This is a genomic window from Pustulibacterium marinum (assembly GCF_900116665.1).
Classification (GTDB): Bacteria; Bacteroidota; Bacteroidia; order Flavobacteriales; family Flavobacteriaceae; genus Pustulibacterium; species Pustulibacterium marinum.
This window is the reverse complement of the sequence record NZ_FPBK01000010.1, coordinates 63643-84958: the sequence shown is the minus strand read 5'-3', so window position 1 is coordinate 84958 and position 21316 is coordinate 63643. Positions and strand designations below refer to the sequence as shown.

The 21316-nt window shown below is 33.3% G+C and carries 20 protein-coding genes; 4 read left to right on the top strand and 16 right to left on the bottom strand.

The annotated features are described in order from the left end of the window. Nucleotides 1-44: 44 nt before the first annotated feature. The 4 genes from BM383_RS12995 to lptB are packed head-to-tail and all read left to right on the top strand — an operon-like array spanning nucleotide 45 to nucleotide 2955. Nucleotides 45-1010 (top strand): KpsF/GutQ family sugar-phosphate isomerase, encoded by a 966-nt coding sequence (locus tag BM383_RS12995; RefSeq protein ID WP_093025581.1) that lies wholly within the window; start codon nucleotides 45-47, stop codon nucleotides 1008-1010. Next, entirely contained in the window at nucleotides 1010-1840 is an 831-nt protein-coding gene (gene tatC / locus BM383_RS12990; protein WP_093025580.1) for a twin-arginine translocase subunit TatC, read from the top strand. Before BM383_RS12995 ends, tatC begins: the two co-directional genes overlap by 1 nt. Further along, entirely contained in the window at nucleotides 1840-2190 is a 351-nt protein-coding gene (locus tag BM383_RS12985) for a carboxymuconolactone decarboxylase family protein (RefSeq protein WP_093025579.1), read from the top strand. Before tatC ends, BM383_RS12985 begins: the two co-directional genes overlap by 1 nt. A 24-nt stretch (nucleotides 2191-2214) precedes the next feature. Further along, the gene (gene lptB, locus BM383_RS12980; protein WP_093025578.1) at nucleotides 2215-2955 is read left to right on the top strand and encodes an LPS export ABC transporter ATP-binding protein; all 741 of its coding nucleotides are present in this window, start codon (nucleotides 2215-2217) and stop codon (nucleotides 2953-2955) included. A gap of 4 nt (nucleotides 2956-2959) precedes the next feature. Here lptB and BM383_RS12975 read toward each other — a convergent pair whose 3' ends face one another. The 16 genes from BM383_RS12975 to BM383_RS12900 form a co-directional block, all read right to left on the bottom strand. After that, complete coding sequence (locus BM383_RS12975) at nucleotides 2960-3904, bottom strand: glycoside hydrolase family 25 protein (RefSeq protein ID WP_093025577.1); 945 nt, start codon at nucleotides 3902-3904, stop codon at nucleotides 2960-2962. A gap of 7 nt (nucleotides 3905-3911) precedes the next feature. Then, complete coding sequence (locus BM383_RS12970) at nucleotides 3912-4649, bottom strand: CDP-alcohol phosphatidyltransferase family protein (protein ID WP_093025576.1); 738 nt, start codon at nucleotides 4647-4649, stop codon at nucleotides 3912-3914. Nucleotides 4650-4672: 23 nt separating this feature from the next. Continuing rightward, nucleotides 4673-6259, bottom strand: a complete 1587-nt coding sequence (lnt, locus tag BM383_RS12965; protein ID WP_093025575.1) for an apolipoprotein N-acyltransferase — start codon at nucleotides 6257-6259, stop codon at nucleotides 4673-4675. Nucleotides 6260-6298: 39 nt separating this feature from the next. Continuing rightward, nucleotides 6299-7366, bottom strand: coding sequence for a putative type IX sorting system protein PorV2 (locus BM383_RS12960; protein ID WP_394331592.1), 1068 nt, complete (start codon nucleotides 7364-7366; stop codon nucleotides 6299-6301). A 90-nt stretch (nucleotides 7367-7456) separates the two neighbouring features. Continuing rightward, complete coding sequence (locus BM383_RS12955) at nucleotides 7457-8881, bottom strand: sugar transferase (RefSeq protein ID WP_245766587.1); 1425 nt, start codon at nucleotides 8879-8881, stop codon at nucleotides 7457-7459. After that, the gene (locus tag BM383_RS12950) at nucleotides 8847-10130 is read right to left on the bottom strand and encodes a phenylacetate--CoA ligase family protein (protein WP_093025574.1); all 1284 of its coding nucleotides are present in this window, start codon (nucleotides 10128-10130) and stop codon (nucleotides 8847-8849) included. The genes BM383_RS12955 and BM383_RS12950 overlap by 35 nt, the downstream gene beginning before the upstream one ends. After that, nucleotides 10117-11145 (bottom strand): glycosyltransferase family 4 protein, encoded by a 1029-nt coding sequence (locus BM383_RS12945; protein WP_245766586.1) that lies wholly within the window; start codon nucleotides 11143-11145, stop codon nucleotides 10117-10119. The genes BM383_RS12950 and BM383_RS12945 overlap by 14 nt, the downstream gene beginning before the upstream one ends. Next, nucleotides 11105-12490, bottom strand: coding sequence for an O-antigen ligase family protein (locus BM383_RS12940; RefSeq protein ID WP_093025573.1), 1386 nt, complete (start codon nucleotides 12488-12490; stop codon nucleotides 11105-11107). Before BM383_RS12940 ends, BM383_RS12945 begins: the two co-directional genes overlap by 41 nt. Continuing rightward, nucleotides 12474-13550: a glycosyltransferase gene (locus BM383_RS12935; protein WP_093025572.1), complete on the bottom strand. Its 1077-nt coding sequence runs from the start codon at nucleotides 13548-13550 to the stop codon at nucleotides 12474-12476. Before BM383_RS12935 ends, BM383_RS12940 begins: the two co-directional genes overlap by 17 nt. Then, complete coding sequence (locus BM383_RS12930; protein ID WP_093025571.1) at nucleotides 13550-14665, bottom strand: glycosyltransferase; 1116 nt, start codon at nucleotides 14663-14665, stop codon at nucleotides 13550-13552. The genes BM383_RS12935 and BM383_RS12930 overlap by 1 nt, the downstream gene beginning before the upstream one ends. A 9-nt stretch (nucleotides 14666-14674) precedes the next feature. Further along, nucleotides 14675-15688 (bottom strand): glycosyltransferase, encoded by a 1014-nt coding sequence (locus BM383_RS12925; RefSeq protein WP_093025570.1) that lies wholly within the window; start codon nucleotides 15686-15688, stop codon nucleotides 14675-14677. After that, nucleotides 15685-16686, bottom strand: a complete 1002-nt coding sequence (locus tag BM383_RS12920; protein WP_093025569.1) for a glycosyltransferase family 2 protein — start codon at nucleotides 16684-16686, stop codon at nucleotides 15685-15687. The genes BM383_RS12925 and BM383_RS12920 overlap by 4 nt, the downstream gene beginning before the upstream one ends. Beyond that, the gene (locus BM383_RS12915) at nucleotides 16683-17579 is read right to left on the bottom strand and encodes an exostosin domain-containing protein (protein WP_177229123.1); all 897 of its coding nucleotides are present in this window, start codon (nucleotides 17577-17579) and stop codon (nucleotides 16683-16685) included. The genes BM383_RS12920 and BM383_RS12915 overlap by 4 nt, the downstream gene beginning before the upstream one ends. 125 nt (nucleotides 17580-17704) lie before the next feature. Next, entirely contained in the window at nucleotides 17705-19222 is a 1518-nt protein-coding gene (locus BM383_RS12910) for a glycosyltransferase family 2 protein (RefSeq protein WP_093025567.1), read from the bottom strand. 40 nt (nucleotides 19223-19262) lie between these two features. After that, nucleotides 19263-20417, bottom strand: coding sequence for a glycosyltransferase family 4 protein (locus BM383_RS12905; protein ID WP_093025566.1), 1155 nt, complete (start codon nucleotides 20415-20417; stop codon nucleotides 19263-19265). 4 nt (nucleotides 20418-20421) lie between these two features. Then, entirely contained in the window at nucleotides 20422-21315 is an 894-nt protein-coding gene (locus tag BM383_RS12900; protein ID WP_093025565.1) for a hypothetical protein, read from the bottom strand. Nucleotide 21316 lies beyond the last annotated feature (1 nt).

Below are 21316 nucleotides of genomic sequence, written 5' to 3'. Positions count from 1 at the left end.
AACACATTCTTTAGTTTTAAAAAAATAGAAAAAAGTCCTATATTTTGAACTTGCATAACTCCATTATAGATACAGCTCAAAAAACCATTGAGAACGAATATCAAGCCATAAAAAATCTAACTCAACTTATTGATAATGAATTCGCTGAAGCAATAGATTTCATTTACAATTCAAAAGGTAGAGTCATAGTTACCGGTGTAGGAAAAAGTGCTCTCATCGCAAATAAAATTGTAGCCACATTGAACTCTACTGGAACTCCGGCTATATTTATGCATGCAGCCGATGCCATTCACGGGGATCTAGGAATTATTCAAAAAGATGACGTGGTTATCTGCATTTCTAAAAGTGGTAATACTCCAGAAATTAAAGTTTTGATTCCGCTTCTAAAAAACGGCTGCAATAAGCTTATAGCAATGACTTCTGACAAGGATTCTTTTCTTGGGAAACAAGCAGATTATGTACTACACGCTCATGTAGAAAAAGAAGCATGTCCACACAATTTGGCACCAACTACAAGCACTACAGCTCAATTAGTTATGGGAGATGCCTTGGCCATATGCTTATTAGAATTACGAAATTTTTCCAGTGATGATTTTGCTAAATATCATCCTGGTGGAGCTTTGGGCAAAAAACTATATTTGAGAGTGAAAGATATTGCGGCTGGCAACTTAAAACCAACTGTAAATCCTGATACTAGCGTAAAAAAGGTAATTGTTGAAATTTCAGAAAAATTATTGGGCGTAACAGCCGTAGTTTTAGATGAAAAAATTGTGGGAATAGTTACAGATGGTGATATTCGTAGAATGCTTAACAAGCATGATAATATTGGAAATCTCACAGCGAAAGACATCATGACGGAAAACCCTAAATCTGTAATTGGCGATACATTAGCAGTTGATGCTTTGGAAATTATGGAAAATAATGGTATCTCGCAGTTATTAGTTGAAGATGAAGGAGTTTATACCGGTGTAATTCACTTACACGACCTAATCAAAGAAGGAATTATTTAATGGCAAAAAAAATAAAGAAGAATCCAGAAGAAATGTCATTTCTGGATCATTTAGAAGAATTACGTTGGCACCTTATTAGGTCTTGCCTTGCAGTGGTTATTGTCGGAAGCGTTGCTTTTGCTTTCAAACGATTCATTTTTGATGTAATCATTTTTGGACCTAAAGACCCGAATTTCCCAACCTACCGATTTTTCTGTTTCCTTTCACAAAAGTTAGGTTTAGATGAAACTTTTTGTACCACAGACATGGGTTTCATTATTCAAAACACAGGAATGGCGGGCCAATTTTCAGCCCATATCTGGACATCTATTTGGGCAGGTGTTATTATTGGATTCCCATATTTGGTATATGAATTGTGGAAATTCATTAGTCCTGGTTTATATGAAAATGAGCGTAAGAATGCAAGAGGATTCATTTTCATAACATCGTTCTTGTTCTTTCTTGGAGTTACCTTTGGTTATTTCATTATCACTCCGCTATCTATTAATTTCTTAGGAAATTACAGTGTAAGTTCCGAAGTGAAAAATCAAATTGTAATTGATTCTTACGTGGCTATTTTAAGATCTTCTGTACTAGCATCGGGAGTTATTTTTGAATTACCCATCATCATCTATTTCTTTACAAAAATAGGTTTGATCACTCCAAAATTCATGAGAACTTATAGAAAGCATGCCATTGTTGTGGTATTAATTCTATCAGCAGTTATTACACCTCCAGACATCGCAAGTCAAATTGTAGTGTCTATTCCAATCATTATTTTATATGAGATAAGCATATTTATTTCGGCATATGTTTTGAAGAGAGATAAAAAGAAAATGAAACAAGTATAATGAGCAATTTAGTAGAAGAATTTGACGCTTACCGTTCTAAAATGAACGACCGCATATTGGGTGATGACAACAAAATCATCAAACGTATTTTCAATTTAGACACCAATGCTTTCTCAGCCGGAGCGCTAGATGTAAAAACTAAAGAATTACTTGGACTAGTAGCGTCTTTAGTTTTGAGATGTGATGATTGCGTAAAATATCACTTAAAATCTTGTAAAGATGCTGGCCTAACTTTTGAAGAAGTAAAAGAAGCCTTGAGCATTGCTACTTTGGTTGGTGGAACCATTGTAATTCCACATCTTAGAAGAGCTTATGAATTCTGGGATGCGTTAGAAAAAAGCCAAGAGTAACCACTCAAAAATCAACTAAGAAACATGAAGTTAAGAGCAGATAATATAATGAAGGCCTACAAAGGCCGAAAAGTAGTTAAGGGAATTTCATTAGAAGTAAACCGAGGCGAAATTGTTGGGTTGTTAGGACCTAACGGAGCGGGGAAAACGACTTCTTTTTATATGATTGTTGGATTGATTAAACCCAATGGTGGAAAGATTTTTCTAGACAATCAGGAAATTACCAACTACCCTATGTACAAACGTGCTCAAAACGGAATTGGATATTTAGCACAAGAAGCTTCTGTTTTTAGAAAATTGAGTATTGAAGATAACATCATGAGTGTGTTACAACTTACAAAACTATCTAAAAAAGAGCAACGAATGAAAATGGATGCTTTGATTGATGAGTTTAGTTTGAATCATATTCGAAAAAACCGAGGCGATTTATTATCTGGTGGTGAGCGTAGACGTACCGAAATTGCGCGTGCCTTAGCAACCGATCCTGCTTTTATTTTATTAGACGAACCTTTTGCGGGAGTTGACCCGGTTGCGGTAGAAGACATTCAGCGTATTGTGGCGCAATTGAAAAACAAAAACATTGGAATTTTAATCACCGACCACAACGTACAGGAAACGTTGGCAATTACGGAACGCTCTTATTTAATGTTTGAAGGAAGCATTCTAAAAGCCGGTATTCCAGAAGATTTGGCTGCCGATGAAATGGTTCGTAAGGTATACTTGGGGCAAAACTTTGAATTACGTAAAAAGAAATTGGAGTTCTAAAAACTTACTTCATCAACAACTTTTTTAGTTGTAACGAATCTCCATTAAAAATATTAACATCAACTGCAGTTAGGCATCCCGGAACGGATGCCTTATCTGTAAATTGCCAAAACTTCCAATCGGGTTCTATGGTTTCTTTTAGAAATCTGTAATTAGCAATCCAGATGGTATATTCTTCAAAATCTTCATACAAAAATCGATTGTAGAAATCTTCGCCACTATACAGAATAGGTTTTACTTTATAATGATTTTCAACTCGGTTCAACCAGCGTTTTAATCCCAATTTTAAACTATCAATAGATTGTGTAGACGGAACATTTTCAATATCTAAAACAGGCGGTAAATCCCCTTTTTCTAATTTGACTGTGTTAATAAAGTTAATCGCTTGCTGAATGGAATTTTCATCAGGACGGTAATAATGATACGCGCCGCGATAAATGCTATTTTCTTTTAAAGCTTTCCAATTTTGTTTGTATTTTCGATCTTCTAAATCCTTTCCGGCAGTTGCTCTTACAAATACAAATGACACGGGAAAACTATCTTGAATTTTCATCACAGGCTCCCAATCTATCCTACCTTGATAGTGAGAAATATCTATTCCATACAAGAGATTTTTGTGTCCGCTCAACACGTCAAAAACGCGCATTTCGTTATCCAAAGAAACTTCATAGCGCTTTTCAATTTTATTCTCTACAAAATAAAATAAGGTATAACGGTAGTGCCAAAGCGCATACAAAAACGCTATTAAAAAAATCGGCAAAATGATATGCTTCTTGAAGGAAAAGCTCTTTGACTTTTTTTTGTTTTGAGGTTTTCTTTTTACTGGTGACTTTCTTTTCTGTGGAGCTTTCTTTTTTACAGACTGCGCATTTTTCAAAGCCTGCTTTCTAGATTTCTCTGAAGCTTTTAAAATGGGTTCCAATGGATTTTTTTCGTCCTTCTTCGCCATGAAAGAGTTACTTTTTCAAAACCGTAGTTAACAATGACAACAACACATAGGTAACAATAATCAAAGGAATTGCCATAAATTGCATAGTGATTAACATAATCACAGATAGTATCAAAAATATATATCTGATTGCATTTTCCTTGAATCCAAACGTTTTAAACTTCAAAGCGAATAATGGAATCTTTGCATTTAGCATATAACAACTTAACGCTGTTAAAATCAATAAAAACCATTTATTCATAACTAAATGCTGCATGCTATCACTATTCTGAAATTGTAATATCAATGGAAAAGACAAAATCAATAAAGTGTTTGCCGGAGTTGGTAAACCTATAAAAGATGACGTTTGATTTTCATCAATATTGAAATTTGCTAAACGGTATGCCGAAGCTAGCGTAATACACAAACCAACAAAAGGTAAAAAATTCATTTCACCAATTAGAAGATGATCCCATCCTGAATTTTCGGGCATTACACTTCCCGTACTCCATTGCAATAATTGAAACATTGCAACCCCGGGAACTACGCCAGAAGTAACCATATCTGCCAACGAATCTAATTGCAAACCTAGCTCTGATTGTACATGTAACATACGCGCTGCGAATCCATCAAAATAATCAAAAAAGATTCCAAGAAAAACAAAATATGCTGCGTATTCCAGATTTCCATGCACCGCAAAAAGTACGGCAACACAACCACTAAAAAGATTTAATAAGGTAATAAGGTTTGGAATATGCTTTTTCATAAATTGCTTCTTTTAATACAAAACTACAGTTTTCTTTTTCGAGTAAAAGCAAATAACAAAATTAATGCACTTGCCAACACCGCCACGCGAGCAATGTAATCTCCGTATCTGGCATAGAATGTTACTTTGTTATTCAAATGAATTTTCCCTTTCAAACTTCCTTGCACTCCGTATTCCAAAGTTTGTTGAATATCTCCAGTTTGATTGATTATAGCAGAAATTCCGGTATTGGCACTTCTAACAACACTTTTCCTATTTTCAATAGCTCTCAAACGTGCATAATTTAAATGCTGCTTATGGCCTTGCGTATTTCCCCACCAAGCATCGTTTGTAATAATTGCGATAAACTCGGCTCCATTTTGAATGTACTTTGAAACAAATTCGCCATACACAGATTCATAACAAATAACAGGCGCAACTTTATAATCATCAGCCGAAAAAACAGTTCTATCTTCCTGAGTAGTTTTGGTAGCCACGGTTCCTCCTAAATCTAACATTACATTTCCTAAAAGTGGTTCTAATACCGATTTGAAAGGAAAATTCTCTACACCAACAACCAGTTTTGATTTATGATACACCGGAATACTATCGGTAGTTGCATTTAAAAAGAAAGCAGAATTATAATCGTTGTACCAAGTGTTTTCGTTGTACTGATTTGATTGGGATGTGATTTCTTTGGGATCATGAAAAACATCTATAAAAGAAGTTCCTGCCAGCAAATTTGCCTTTGGATATCGCTTTAAAAAGGTGCGCAATCTATACATTGTGTAATCCTCACTAAAATCGTTAATACGGAAACTTTTTGCAAAAACAGTTTCAGGCGCCAAAATAATTTCGGTGTTTTCGTCTGCTTTTTCCGCTGCCATATCCATTAAAATTTGAGCCACCTTTTTATTCGTGGTGTAGTATTTGTCGGTATAAGGATCTATGTTTGGCTGAAGAATTACAGCTTCGATTTCTTTTCCGCTTTCTTCATAATTTGATTTAATCAACAAAGAAATTACAATGGGAATGGCAATCCATAACAAATTAAAAACCAATCTTTTTTGAACAGACTTTAAACTTTTGGTTGCTATATATTTTAATACAAGATTGAAAAAACCAAGATTAAGGATCCAAACCCATAGACTTCCTCCAAAACTTCCGGTATATTCATACCATTGAATATAATGGGTTGAAGTGGCAAACACATTTCCTAAATTGAGCCATGGCCAAGAAAAATCCCAATTCAAATGAAATTTTTCAAAAGCCATCCAAATTGCCGGAAGAAATACATAATGAATTTTTGGTGGAAATTTTTTCGCTACTAAGTGATATAGCAAAAACACGATACTCATTAGTAATGAATTCACCAGAACAGCGAATAGCATTCCAAATCCTGTGGAATTATAAATCCACCAAGTAGTGAGCAGATTCCACACAAAAAAAGTAGTATACCCAACCAACCAAACTCTTCGATTTGTTTTTTTGGCCTCGGATTTTCGAATGGAATACTCAGCCAATAATAAAGGCACAAAAGCTATAAAAACTATTAGAGAAATGCCATAAGTAGGCCAAGAAGCTGCTAATAGCAATCCTGAAATAAGTGCTAAAATATAGGGATTCTTCATGAAGAAATTTTCTAGATTTAGAAAAGGCAAGTTATTGTTTTATCTGAACAAATTCCAGTCTAATTTAAGCGAAAAAACATTGGAATAAATTGCCGCACTTTGATCTCCAATATCTGTCAAGGCATAGTCCAGCTGAATTCCCTTATAGCGAAAACCAACTCCTATGTTTGGCTGAAAACTTACTTGTTCTGAATTATCTAATTGTAATTCATTCTGAAAATTTCCAACTCCGGCTCTTGCAAAAACCATTTTTCTAAAGGCAAATTCAAAACCAACAGCAGGCGTAAAACTCACGGCTTCTGTAGAAACAATATCATTTGTCTGGGCAAATCGCATGTTCAAATCTACCTCAGCCAACAAAGAATAATCATAATGAAATTTGAATAATTTGCTCACTCCTAGTTGAGCTTTTGGCAATGTAATTTCGGTAGTTTCAGGAATATCTTGTTCAGGAATCTGATTGCTTACACCATCAAAAACATCTTCATCTATTTGCCATGTATTATAGGTAGTTGTAATATCTTTCACCACAACACCAATAGACCAATCATTTTTTTGATATTGAATACCCACATCAAATCCAAAACCCCACGAACTCGCAAAATCCCCAATGACACGTCTAATCACCTTGGCACTTCCGCCGTATGAAAGATGATCATTTGTAAGCGGTGTTCTGGTGTATGAAAACATGACTCCGTAATCGGCTGCTGAAAAATAAGTAATTCTGTCATAGTCAATATTTCCTTGAGCATCAATTAACTGTGTTGTATTCATAATATCATCAACACCAAAACGAATAAAGGAAACTCCAAAAGCACTATAATTATCTAAAGGCATGGCGAAACCAGCATAATCATACTGCGCAATGTTTGCAAAATACGATGCGTGCATTAATGATATTTGTTTATCCTCTAAATGAATTAAGCCTGCAGGATTCCAATATCCGGAATTAACATCGTTGGTATTTGCAACCACGGCATTTGCCATACCAAAAGCGCGTGCATCTACTCCAATATTCATAAATTCATTGGAATATTTTGTAGTTTGAGCTTCTCCTATAAAACTACAGAAAAGGATAAAAAGAAGTATTGGTAGTGGTTGTTTCAAAAGAAAATAAGGTTTTGGCAAATATCTCAAAAAATAGTTGATATATAAACTGTAATATAAAGAAGATATTGCCTTTAGCGATCAATAAAATCAACGACCTCTATAGAATAGAATGGTACTTAATGTTTTGAATATAATATTGATATCCATAAAAGCACTTCTATGCTTTATATAATATAAATCATATTGCAATTTTTCTAAACTATCTTCTTCTGATGCACCATACTCTGTACTCACTTGCGCCCATCCAGTAACGCCAGGTTTTATCATATGCCTTACCTCATAAAACGGGATACTCTTAGCAAGATTTTTTACAAAAACCGGCCTTTCAGGTCTTGGACCAATCATACTCATTTCTCCTTTCAATACGTTTATGAACTGTGGCATTTCATCTAACCTGGATTTTCGAAGAAATTGGCCAAATGGTGTAATTCTAGGATCATTTTGTTGCGCCCAAACTGCTCCAGATTTCTCGGCATCGACTACCATACTTCTCAATTTATAAATTTTGAAAAGTTCTCCTCCCTTACCTACTCTTTCTTGCACATAAAACAATGGACCTTTGTTACCTAAAAAATTACCTACCAACACTATAGGTAACCAAATTAAAAACAACAAAAGACCTATTATTGATAAAAGAACATCAATTACTCTACTAAAAAATAGATACAGTTGATTCTGATTACTTCTACTGAATGGAAAATATTTATAAAAATCCTTTCCTACATATTGTAGTGGCACTCTACTTGTAAGCTCTTCGTAAACTTGGGTGTATTCTCGAATTGGTATTCCTTTTTCAAGAAGTAAAATAAGTCTATCTGTTAATCCAACAGGAAAATCTTCCCTTTCATTTGATGCTATAATAATCTCGGAAACTTTTCTCTCTCCAATAGTTTCAAAAAAACGCTGTGGATTTATTACTTTATAACCATTCAGTTTGGCAATCGAAGTATCAAGAAGTAAAACTCCACTAATTCTAAAAGAAGGTGCTTCTCTTTTAATTGCTTCGCCTATAAATTGAATTTCATCTGGAGTTCCTACGAGTACAATATTTTTATAGAATCTAGGAGACGATATAAAATAGATATAACAGAAGCGCCATCCCACAACTGAAAGTGTCACTGCTAAGTAAAAATAAACTATTTGCAAACGATTGTCGGGCAAAACCGGTGTAAAAAAAGGTGTCAGTAAAAATACTAAAGTAGTTAAAGAACATACCACTACTACATTTTGAAATATTTGCTCTCGCCTACTTGCCTTTTGCAGATTGTATAATTCTAATACGGTACCAAAAACATTAAAATACGACAGTAAAACAAAAATCCAATACCAGTTATTCGCACTTAGCAAGAAATAATCAAATTGAAACAGTTCTCCGATAACAATAAGTCCCAGAATGATAAAGAAATTATCGAATACTCTTAACAAAATAATTCGCTCAGAGAGTTCAAAATGTATATTACGATTTGGCGACATATTATTAAAGGTATGATTTAAAACTTTTACTTTTTCCATTCTTTGAAGACTTTTTCCCTCGATTTATGGTATAGTCAATATCCTTTAGAAAATATTTAGAAATCTCCTTTTTTAATAAATTTTGGTGCGAAGATGCTAATTTCTCCTCAATAAAAAAGTCCAACTTACCTACTTCTCGTTGTTCTACATAATACGTAAGTTTAACGTCATGTTTTGAAGCCAAATTCTTAAAAATATAGTAAAAATACAAGCTTGGGTATTCACTTTTAAACCCTCTAATTGTCTCTCCAATCCTGCCGGTAACTTCTTTTAAAATCTGATGTTTCATGCCGCAAGAGCAAGTTTCATTTTTGGTTGCAAGCTCTATATAATCGCCCAGTTCATATCTTATGATAGGGAACTTGAACAACTGTAAATTGGTCACCAAAATTCTATGATCAACACATTCTACAATCACCCCTTCCATATTTACATGCATATTCCCATGCGGACACTCAAATGCAATAATACCAGATTCTGTTGCACCATATTCAGAAATAATAGGAACACCAAAAACTCGCTTTACCACATCTCTGTAACTATCATATATTTTTTCTGAAGTACCCTTAACCATTTTCAGGTTTTTAGGAGGTTCAAGGCTGCGCTCTTCTATTAATTTGGCAGTTTGATAAATCATGGAAGAATATCCGTGTACATAGGTAGCGCTACGAAGTTTTTTACTGAAATCTTTCAGATTTTCTGGTGAATAGCTAAATAGTCTGAAACGATTTTGAAGGGCATCAAGCAACTTTGTTTTCAACCTTGCTTTCCAATCAAAATTAAAACCCCAAAAATAGCCATTTCTATCCCAAGGTTTAACTCCATACCAGCTGTACCCACGCATAATACTTGCTCTATTGAATGAATCTGCTGATTCTTCCCGTTGGAATTTTAAGGAATCACCTGTGGTTCCAGATGTAGATGCTAAAAATTCTTTTGGATAAGATTTGGTACTATGAATTTGAGAAACATTCTCAAGAAGCTGATTCTTAGACAGGACCGGAATTTTCTTTAAATCGTCTAAAGTTTCAATGGAACTTTCTGAAATACCGCTTTGGATAAAAATGTTTTGATAATACGGAACAGTATCAATACAATGACTTATTAGCTCTTTTAATTTACTCAATTGATAAGCTTCCAGATCACTAACAGACCAATGCTCGCTCTTTTTCAAAAAAGCATAATGAGAACGCAAGGACGGATTTCTTAAACGTTCGCCAAGTTCATATATAAATTTAGCTATTCCCATTTGATATTTGCAGCAAAGCTAACCATTTTTTTTTGGCTAAACTCCAGTCTAGTGAAGACACATATGCTCTTCCTGCATTACTAAGTGAAGCTACAAGGTCAGGATTTTCATGTAATTCAATTAGTGTATTTACTAAACCCTCTAAATCATTTGAAGAAATTAACATCCCATTTTTCTTATGCCTGATTAGAAACGGAATTCCACCAACATTTGTAGAAATCACTGGTAATCCAAGTGCCATAGCTTCCAAAACACTTAATGGAGTATTGTCTATCGTGGTCGTATTTATAAAAACATCGTACTGTTTTGAGAGTGAAAGCCATTCGCTCTTTGTTAGTTTCCCTGTAAACTTTACTGGTAAAGAATATTTCTGTGTATAAGCATGACAATCATCCCAACTTTGATCTTTCTGGGGGCCAACCATACATAATTCTACATTATAACCTCTCTTCATTAATTCCTCTACAGCTTTAACTGCAAGTAAGGGATTGTACAAACTTGCAAAAGAACGTACCCAAAGTAACTTTAAGCTAGTTTTTTCTCTTTTTAAAAATGAATATTCTTTAACATCAATAGGGTTTGGTATGAATACCGTGTTCTTATAACCATAATTCTCAAATATCGATTTTAAAAATAATGAAGGAGCTACATTGGCTAATGATTTTGAAAATAATGGATATGCCAATTTGGAATTATTCTTCAATCTACTTTCTAAATTCCCCCCATGAAGTATTGGAATATAGGGTTTACGAAACAATTTAGCCAATTGACCTATTACCACTGCGTAATAGAAATTAGACGTACTATAGGTATCTATTAAAATAGCATCCGTTTTATATTGATTTATAAGAAAAACCCAAACCATATGAAGCATTCTCAAGGTCTTATTCTTCACTGAAGATGCATAAATAACGGAGAAGCCTTCCTCCTGAAATTTATTCCCCAAAGTTTCAATCGTAGTTACTGTAACTCCACTATGCGACAACTTGTTTCCTATGTACAGAAGGTTTTTCATTATAGAGAGTTAAAACAGACAATCCGTATAGAAAAGCGGGCATAGCTATCCGGGTAGCATTATGGTTAATAGTTAATAACCAAAATATGAAAAAAGACATTGCGAATACATTTTTATGGTAGTTAAGAAACCGTACTAATGGAACTAATAGTAATATTAAAAAAGCTAAAATACCAAGTAATCCATGCTCTGCCAGCAATCGAGTAATCTCATTATGAGATGCAGCTTCAATACCTGATTCTTCAACTCTAAAAAATTTGTTATTACCAACTCCAATTCCTAAAAAAGGATTTTCAAAGAAGGCTTCTAATTCATACCCCATTAATTCCTCTCTCCCTCCTAAGGCATCCGCCTTTTTTCTTCCAATTGCATCCTCATTATTGTACCTATGTCCCAAAAGACCGTTTGATGTCATATTTGCAGCTCCCCATACCAATGAAAACACACCGGACATTACAAGGATATATTTAATCATTTTTCCTTTTATCCTATTACCTCCATATAATATTAAAAGTCCTACGAATGGAACAGCAGCAAAAAGTGATGTTAAAACTCCACCTCTCGAAAAAGTAATCAACCCCCGATAAATAAAATATGCTAATAATATTCCATTAATCACTTTTAATTTAAGTGTTGGTGAATCTAATAAAAAACGTACAAGTAAAATAAACATTCCTACGCCCAATGCAACGCTTACTTGATTAGGTCCATATCCACCCGAAGCTGCAAAATTAGATGCCGTATTAACAAATGACTGAGACATATCTACCTTAAAAAAGGTTACAAACACAGCCATTGATATCATTGGCAATAACATCCAAAATAAAATCCTTTTAAGTTGAAAAAATGTTATCTCCCTATCTATACAATACAAAGCACAAAATCCTAAACAAAAAGGCCCACTTAAATTAAATGCTATAATTTTTCTAAAAACAGCATCATAACTTAGAGTATTTGTAGCAGATATATATATTCCGGGGATGAGTAGTAGAAGGTACAGAATATAATAAACTCCTTTTATTTTAAAACCTTTGTAAAACATTCCCAATATCATAAAAATCAAAATAAGATATTTAATCTGTTCTGAAAAAAACAATCCATGAGTCATTCTAGCAAAAACATCCATCCCTGTTAGATAACTACATATAAGTAGTACTTCATTTTTCTTATTCTTAGTTTTAAGAAGATAATAAAAAGCAAAACCACTATATAATATTACATAAGTAAGAGCAGCTGGCTTTCTTAATAATACAATCAAAACTCCTAAAATAATATGTAAGAGTATTAGACTTCCTTCTTTTTTATACTGATAATTTTGTGTTTTTTTTCTAAGCTGAACCCTCATAAATTTCAATGAGTTTACATAAATATGATTTTCTACTAAAATGATTATTCACGCTACTATTCAAATTTAAGCCTATTTTTTTTCGTTTTGTAGAATCTAACAGTAATTCGACTAGCGCATCATGTAAAGAACTAAAATTAGTTGAATCTATAACAATACCATTTTCTCCATTTTCAATTACATCCGAACACTGACCAACATTAGTGACTACAACAGGTAATTTACTTAATCCGTATTCTAATAAAGCTACCGGTAAACCTTCGGATTTTGATGACAAAACTCCGATGGTAGCTTGAAAAAGAATAAAGGGGATATCTTGACGACTGTCGTAAAAGAATACATTATCAACTAATTTCAATGACTTCACAAGCTCTTTTATAGATTTTGAATACTCATCATTGAAATCTTTCCCCACTAAATGTAATGTCCAATCTGGGTGTTCTTGAAATACTAAATTGGCTCCTTTGAGTAAAGTAATATGATCTTTTTGAGGTCTTAAATTGGCCAAACAAACGATACGTTTCCCTTCTTCACCTTTTAAAAAAGTTTCTCTTTTTTCAGTATTTCCTAATTCAGCAAAATTAGGAATGAAATAACAATTCTTTACTTTAAGCTTATCAACTGCCCATTTCTTTAATTGATCATTTACCGACAGTACAGCATCAAAACTACGTGCACAAAACTTTAAGATTTTAAAAGGTCTTTTTTCTAGAAATTCACTGTTTCCGTAGTGATCATGCCAAATTATTTTTACCGATGGAAAAAACATTCTAGTTAGACACGCAAAAAAATAAGAACTGCTATGTGCATGAATAATAGAAATCTGATTGCTTTTTAAAAACTTTTTAAATCGAAAAATAGCGTTTATATCCACTGTCTTTTTTCGCTCTAAAAATTCATAAACGACATCGTCTTTAATAGAAGGTTTTAAATCCCCTTCTAGCCGAGTAGCTACCAATGCAGAAAACTCTAATTCATTAGCCAAACCGTTAGCTATATTTACCGCCATACGTTCTGCTCCACCAGGCTCCAAAGAATCTATTAATTGGACTACTCTCATTAATGAAGTAATTTTTGAATTTCGCTATCAAAATAATCTGTAGTATAGGATCTAGACCAGATTTCTGCAGATTTTGCCATTTCCTGAAGCTGAATTTCATCAACACACAAATTCGAAAACTGTTTGATATCTTCTTCTAAATTTAAAGATAAAACAATTCCTCTTTTTCCTTTATCTAACATAAATGAAACACAAGAAACATCTGTAGAAATAGGAATACACCCCCAAAACATAGCCTCGGCCACAACTTTTGGCCAACCTTCACTCTTAGAAGGTAATATCATAAAATGACTTTCTTTATAGGCTTTCTGAACAATGTCTTTTGGCTGATTACCTCTTAAGCTTATATAATGTTCTACTTGATGCTCTTGAATTAATTTCTCTAAATCATGTCTTAACAATCCATCACCAAAAATATCAAGAGAAGCATTCACACCTTTTTTTCTTAAACCAACAACATAATCAATGGCATATTCAGGTCTTTTACCCGCCGCCAGCATTCCTACGAATAGAAACTTTAATTTCCCTGCATAAGTACGAGGCAACACAGTTTCCTTATCACGTTCCGCATAGGTAGCTGTAAAAAAAGATTTAATATTTTTTGTCTCATTTTCCCAATCACCATATACCAACACTTGCATATTTTTGGTAAAACTCGTATTTCTAAGAAATTTTTGTTGTAAACGATAAGTCCAAGGCTGCTTACTTTTAGGATCCCAATTTCCTGCATATTTAGCCGTTTTTGACTTTTTTGGAAAAGCAATTTGTAACACACACCCTATAAGTCCCATGTTACCTGGACAGCGTAAATGAATATGGTCTGCCCTCTTCATTGCTGAAAAGACCTTTGAAAATAACAAGGGTAATTTCACTGCTGTTTTTACAATTTCTGTTGCATTTACTAATGAAAACTGAGGAACCGCAACGAACTTAATTTTTGTATGCTGGTAACAAATATCAATAGAAGAAACAGCTCTGTTCTCTATTGGAGCAACAATAATTACCTCATCAACATACTTCAACCAAATATTCATTTCCCTAATATAAGGAGCATATCCGTAGATTTGCCCTTCCTTTTGAGTATGAACTACATGGGTTACAATCAAAAACTTCATGAGAAATAATTATGGTTTAATATCTGTTTGGGTTTCATTCAGTATGGTGAGTGAATTTAAAGTATCAAAATTAAAACTTTCATAATATTGATGATAATAGCTACATACTTCATCTTGCATGTTTTCATACACTTCATCTGAAATTTTCAAAGCCCTTTCTATGACATCAGGAATTTCTTCTAAAGTTTCATAAACCAGACAATTTTTACCATCCTCTAAGCTTGGATTTAGCCAGTCTGCATAATTTAAAATAGGCACAACACCAACCGACATCGCTTCCAAAATATTATGACAAAGCGGCATTGTCATTCCAGGAGCACACCACATATATTTAGAAGCCGACAAATAACTTCTCCATTTTTCAATAGCAATGGCACCACTATCCCACTTCATGAGAACTAATTTATCAAGATACTTTTTTGATATTGTAGCATCCATATACTCAGTCCCATTAATCTGTACCGCATTTTTGTCTTGAATCAATTCTTGATAAACTTTCCATCTATTTTCTATACCGAACCATTGTTTCATATGATTCGTATCGTATATATTTTGATTCACATTACCACTAATCACAATGCCAACCGATTTAGATAATAACTCTGGTTGTTCTAATAAATAATTTGCTGGATGCATTATATATGGCAATACATTATCTAAATAATTCTTAGAATTAAGTACATTTCTATAGTTAAAATCAACTTTAATATCTGATTTAGAAGACGTGCTTAATTTCTTAAATATTTTATGAGACGAAATATTAACTACAAAGTACAAATTCGAAAAATCTTTAAACCAACGAGCTAAAATGAAAAACTTCCAAGGTGAAAATTTCACAACAATTGGGTGATGAAAACTTTCATTTAAACGAATGATCAAATTAAGATAAGTACGCACTTTAGTCCGCCTAGAAAGTTCCAGAAGAATTACTTTCTCATTTCCATTATACCAACGCACATATTTCCGATACTTTTGAATTTCGGAAATCTTTTTAGATATTTTCTTTTTAAGAAGTGCTATCATAATTTAGTACTAGGTTTTTGAAAAAGCAAGCCAAACAAACCTATAAGTCTTCCCATCGTTTCTGTAAAAGCTTCTTTCTTTTTGGAAGTTGTCAATACATTCAATCCTCTCAAACCTATCAAAACCCAGGAAATTAAATACCATTTTATTTTAGCCTTCATGGAAGGATTTGGATATTTTAACCGCCAAATACGCCATCCGTTTCTCGTAACCATTTTCCCATATTTGTATTGATTTGGACGGCCAGAAGCATCATGATAATGATTGAGTTGCGCTGCTGTAGCTAGCACTAATTTCCCAAATTGTTGCGCACGAATGCTAAAATCTGCATCTTCATACAAGCCATAGCCTTCAAAATAAGTTGAAAATGGAATAGCATCAACCACTTTTTTTCTAAAAGCCATTGACATGCCAATTAACAAATCTACTTCATACGTCTTTCCTGTTAATGGATACCCCATGGTTCTTCCATGCGAATATTCAGGCATTACTCCGGGTGGTTTGTTAGAAGCCAATCCTAAATAATTCCGAATCACATTGCGTTGTCCTTCTTTGCACACATAACCTTCCCATTCGTAATATTTCTTGTTATCATACTGCTTGCCTTCTTCTTTTACTTGCCAACGATTTTCATTGACCGCAACGCCTCCTACACCAACTACTCCTGCATGATTCTTAAAAACTCGAATGACTTCTTCAAAATAATCAGGTTCTAAAACTGTATCGTCATCTAAAAAGCAAACTACTTCAGCTTCCTTAGCTACTTTAGCAACTCCAACATTACGTTGTTTGGTTAAACCACTTTGCTCTGGAGTCACTTTATAATACTGAACATTTTTATAATTCGCATTGTTAAACAGCAATTCGGTTTCTGAGTCAAGCGAACCGTCCACTATCAAAATCTGATTTGGATATAGTGTTTGCTGAGAAACCGACTCCATCAAATTTTGAATAGCTTTTGCCCTTTTATAGGTACATATAATTAAGGAAAACTTCATTCAAAATTATTTTTCTGTTGCTCATATATCTTCATAAAAAAAGCATCTCTTCTAAAATGGGTATTCCATAATTTTCTATTTGAAATTTGAATAGCTTCAAATTCTTTATTGGATAGCGAATTATGAAAAACCACAAAATCTTCAATCAAATTTTCTTGGGTTGTGATCAAGCTATGCTTTTTCCAGTCTATTTCATTCTCTAATGGAAGTCTGCAATCTGTATCTATCAAAACCGGAATTCTTCCTAAAGCCAATGTTTCATATAATCTTACAGAAAAATTTCCTGCACCGCGAATACAGAATGTATAAGGACAATCAAAAATATTTTGATAAAATTCTAAAGTAGTTCGTTGCTTTTCCCCATCACTTTTAGCACCAGCTCTATATTGTCCTCTATAGATAAAGTTTGTATGGATTGATGAACTACTCTCTAACTCTTTCAATAAATTATACCTTATCACCGCTGAAGGAAAGTACTTTTGATGATCGAAATGCTCCTTTTTCAAGAGTATTTTTGTGCAATTGTATAAATGAATTAACTGTTCTTTCCATATTTTTTTTATTGATTTATCAGCATGACCTACAAAACCAATTAAAGGATGTTCATTTTTCTTTAATGGATAAAAATCAATCTTTAAAATATCTAAAGGATCCTCTATAAAAACAGGCAACATCACTGTATTATTAATAGAGGTTTTGCTCTTGAACCCACCAAACCTGAAAGTCAAGACATTTTTATCTATGGTTATTCCCCTATCGTCACTTGAATATATCCAAACAGATTTATTAAGACTATTTGCCTTATCTATGAATTTATATAACTCTTTTTTCTTTTTTGATTTAAAGAAAATATCAATAGAAATTGGCACTATTAAAACTTGAGCATCTTCCAATTTTGAAACTTCCGAATACAATTTTAGTAAATCTTGATTTTCTTTAAAATATAGATCAAACAGTAATGGAAAAACATTTCTTCGATATTTTTCGTTTATATATTTTTTATCTGTGTAAAATTTGATCATAACCTTTCAGCCCAATATTTAGACGCCTCCCATTTCTTTTGAAATTGACTCAGAAAAGTTGGAAGTTCTGAAAATGAAACTCTTTTCAATTCATTAAAGAACAACAACATTTTATAACCTAAAATTTGTTCTTGCACACCATGTTTTTGTTTAGAATACAATACGGTTGGAGATGGTTTAGGCTGAATTTTTTCATTATCCCACTTATGTATAAACTTTGTTCTAAAACCTCCCATTGGAGCTTTTAAATGAATAATTTCTGGAACTGAAAAAAAAATAATATCAATTCCAGATTCTCTTAATTGCATTCCAAATTCTAAATCTTCTCCGAAACCAAACTCAAATTTTTGATCGAACTTTATTCCACTATTTTCTATGATTGAACATCCTGATCCAAAAATTCCTGTTTGATGATCTATGAAATAGCTTTTATCCTGATTGGGTTTTAAACAACTAAAAGTAACTCCTTTTACATCTAAATTAATCATTTTAGTTAAAGCCTCTTTTATAAATGACAACTCTATTCTAATATCATCATCTGCCAAAAACAGGTAATCACTCGTGGCGTGATCAAGAGCTATATTTCTTGCTCTACAAACCCCTGCTATATTTGTAAATTCATGTATAATTTCAAAAGGCCAATTTTCTGTTGAAAGATACTCTAATTCCGACGTACTATTCTTTACAGGATTTTGCTCTACGATGATTACTTTTTTGGGGAGATGGGTTTGATTTTTCAAATCAACCAACACATCATACAAATATTTTTTTCTTCCAATCGTTGGGATAATTACATCTATAGTACTGGATTCCAGAGCACTTCCATCAACTACAGACATTTTGTTTTCCTTTAATTGAACTGCTGATTTTCTTTTTAAAGTAACACCTTTAAAAAATGAGAAAATCATACATCTTTTATCATAAATCAAAAAAGAAATCAACAAAAAGTAGATCCAAACTGATTTATAATGTTCCTTAGCAAATTTAAAAAGATATGCATATTGAGGATTAAAGTTAGTCTCTACTACATCAAAAGTATCTTTTAAAATTTTAGGATCATGATAACAAAACAATCCTTTTGGCATGGCTCTTTTCGCTATAGAGGTTAGCGTATATTCAAAAGGAAAATCTCTTAAAAAGTCATTCTCATAAGCATTCACAATTGAGGCGTTCAATGCACCTACATTTGCCGACATCCGCCACGAAGCCATAGCATGCTGTTTACTCATTTTCAACATGGCAGAAGAATCTATATAACCAATCCTGTTATTGATAAAAAATTCTCCATTTACAGCAAAAGAAACCATTGTTAGTCTGTTCTGAAAATGAGCGGCTATCGCTTGATAATTTATATTTTTAAAAAAGCGTTCTTCGCTCCAAATCAAAATATCATCAGGAAAATCTTTAGCTAATTTCACAAAACATTTTCCAATATTCTTATTATTTATGCCCAACTCATTACCGCCTCTTAAAATCTTTACGACTTTCGTTTCATGTATCACAACTGTTATCATAAACTATATATAGCGTATTGAGAGTTCATATAAAAGAGATTTAAGCTCTTGTTCCAATCTGTTCTTCATAGAACTGTATATTTTTAGCTACCTGCTTTTTGATATCAAATTTTGTCGAAACAAAACGTAATGCTTCTGCTCCTATTTCCCTACAAAGCTCTTTATTATTCAACAAGTTGATAATCCTATCTGCATAGGTTGTATGATTTGAAGGATGTACCAAGTAGCCACTTTTGCCATCTTCCATCAATTCTTGCGCCCAACCGATGTTGCTATTCACTACCGGTTTTTGCATCGCCATAGATTCTATGGTCACCATCCCTAAAGTTTCTGCATACGTGGGAAACACACATACATGCGCTTTCTGAATCAATTCCTGTACTTTTTGATACGGCACTTTTCCTAGATAAGAAACATTGGCTTTCAATTCAGAAGTCAGTTGAGAACTTAGCAATTCCCAGGTAGAGGCCTGTCTGGTTTGTAAGTCGGGAGCATCACTTCCTACCAAAACTAAACGCGCGGTTGGATGTTGCTGTTGCACTCGTTTAAAAATCTCAGGCAATTCCAACACACCTTTTTTTCTTATGATGGTTCCTATGTACAGCACCAATCCGGTTTCGTATACCTCTGGTGTATCGTTTACAAATTGCTCTAAAGCCAATCCGTAATGAATGGTTCGAACTTCTTTATTTTTAATTTGAAATAACTGTGAACTTACATCCCCTGCATATTGAGTAGGCGCAATATAAGCCTGAGCGCTTTTGACTGCCAGGCTTTCAAAGAGTTTGTTTTTAAACTTCTGTTGACGGCCTTCGATATGACAAAAATAGGTGTCACTTCCATGAAAGCGCATGACTACAGGCACTGAAAATTTCATAAACGCCGAAATCCCTGTCCAGTCTGGTACTTCTAAAATTTCTATTTGCTCTTTGGTGACAATCGCTTGTACGGTATGCTGAATGTATTTTCGGTATTGGTACCACTTAGCAACTTTATAAGAAAGATCAGGTATCAAATGAAATGAAATTCCGTCTTCTACAAAAGTTTCGGCTTTCTCCTGTGCGTACACAAACACATATACATCATGTCCTTGCTGCTCCAAAGCAACTGCTAAATTTTTAATACTAGTCCCTAGTCCGGCCGCATGTTTTACTTTTGGATGTGGATATTCGGGGGTGATAAATCCTATTTTCATTTAATTAATTCTGTTTATTAAAAAACATCTCATATACCTGTTCTGAAAAAAATTGAGCACCTTCAACATTCATATGTCCGCAAGATTCAAAATATTTATCATCAGTTACAAGAAAACTCAACTCTTTTATTTCAGGGTAATATGCTCTAATTTTTTTAAAAAAGTTATTTGAACTACTATTTTCACAAATAGGTGTAGTCACCGGAACAAACCTTATATTTTCTTTAGCACAAATCTGTTTAATTTCTTCATAGTAAGGATGTTTCTGTAAAGGTTTTGCATTCGCTAAATTATAACTCATATTTTTCCCCATACCTAATAAAGGTGAAAAACCAAGATTAGCTTCATTTAAAGTTTTCTGGTGAAACTTTGCCATTATCAAAGCTGTTTCTCTAAAACCTATACGTGAATCATACTTCATATATCTGTAAAATGGAACATATTTAAAATAATCAAATTCATTAATCTGTTTGTTCTCATAATAAGAAGAAATAATATCTTCATCTATAAACGGATAAAAAGAAACCCGAGTTCCCTCAGAAATATAGGTATCTATCAAATTAGTATCTACTTGTAAAACAAGCGTGTGAATTTTTGTCTTATTAGCAATCAACAATTTCAACAGGAGTAAATTCTCTTCTAATTGAGCTCCGCTCATTCCAAAGTTATATACTTTTAGGTCATTCTCCTCAAAAACAGCCGTATCAAAATGATTGTTTGCTCTTGAAGAACCTAAAAAAACTACATCAAATTCTTTTTCCTTTTCCTGTAAGGCTAACGTTGTTTTTGTTCTTGCAGCACCATAAGTATAAATACCTGTATACAATACATCTAAAGTATATGCTATACCTATTGTTAAAAGAAAAACTACGCCTATATAATTCAGAAATTTTCTCAAG

Bases quoted from the DNA above. Each gene is read 5' to 3' on its own strand.
- tatC (WP_093025580.1), top strand. From the start codon at position 1,010: ATGGCAAAAAAAATAAAGAAGAATCCAGAAGAAATGTCATTTCTGGAT.
- BM383_RS12985 (WP_093025579.1), top strand. From the start codon at position 1,840: ATGAGCAATTTAGTAGAAGAATTTGACGCTTACCGTTCTAAAATGAAC.
- lptB (WP_093025578.1), top strand. From the start codon at position 2,215: ATGAAGTTAAGAGCAGATAATATAATGAAGGCCTACAAAGGCCGAAAA.
- BM383_RS12975 (WP_093025577.1), bottom strand. From the start codon at position 3,904: ATGGCGAAGAAGGACGAAAAAAATCCATTGGAACCCATTTTAAAAGCT.
- BM383_RS12970 (WP_093025576.1), bottom strand. From the start codon at position 4,649: ATGAAAAAGCATATTCCAAACCTTATTACCTTATTAAATCTTTTTAGT.
- lnt (WP_093025575.1), bottom strand. From the start codon at position 6,259: ATGAAGAATCCCTATATTTTAGCACTTATTTCAGGATTGCTATTAGCA.
- BM383_RS12955 (WP_245766587.1), bottom strand. From the start codon at position 8,881: ATGGAAAAAGTAAAAGTTTTAAATCATACCTTTAATAATATGTCGCCA.
- BM383_RS12950 (WP_093025574.1), bottom strand. From the start codon at position 10,130: ATGGGAATAGCTAAATTTATATATGAACTTGGCGAACGTTTAAGAAAT.
- BM383_RS12945 (WP_245766586.1), bottom strand. From the start codon at position 11,145: ATGAAAAACCTTCTGTACATAGGAAACAAGTTGTCGCATAGTGGAGTT.
- BM383_RS12940 (WP_093025573.1), bottom strand. From the start codon at position 12,490: ATGAGGGTTCAGCTTAGAAAAAAAACACAAAATTATCAGTATAAAAAA.
- BM383_RS12935 (WP_093025572.1), bottom strand. From the start codon at position 13,550: ATGAGAGTAGTCCAATTAATAGATTCTTTGGAGCCTGGTGGAGCAGAA.
- BM383_RS12930 (WP_093025571.1), bottom strand. From the start codon at position 14,665: ATGAAGTTTTTGATTGTAACCCATGTAGTTCATACTCAAAAGGAAGGG.
- BM383_RS12925 (WP_093025570.1), bottom strand. From the start codon at position 15,688: ATGATAGCACTTCTTAAAAAGAAAATATCTAAAAAGATTTCCGAAATT.
- BM383_RS12920 (WP_093025569.1), bottom strand. From the start codon at position 16,686: ATGAAGTTTTCCTTAATTATATGTACCTATAAAAGGGCAAAAGCTATT.
- BM383_RS12910 (WP_093025567.1), bottom strand. From the start codon at position 19,222: ATGATAACAGTTGTGATACATGAAACGAAAGTCGTAAAGATTTTAAGA.
- BM383_RS12905 (WP_093025566.1), bottom strand. From the start codon at position 20,417: ATGAAAATAGGATTTATCACCCCCGAATATCCACATCCAAAAGTAAAA.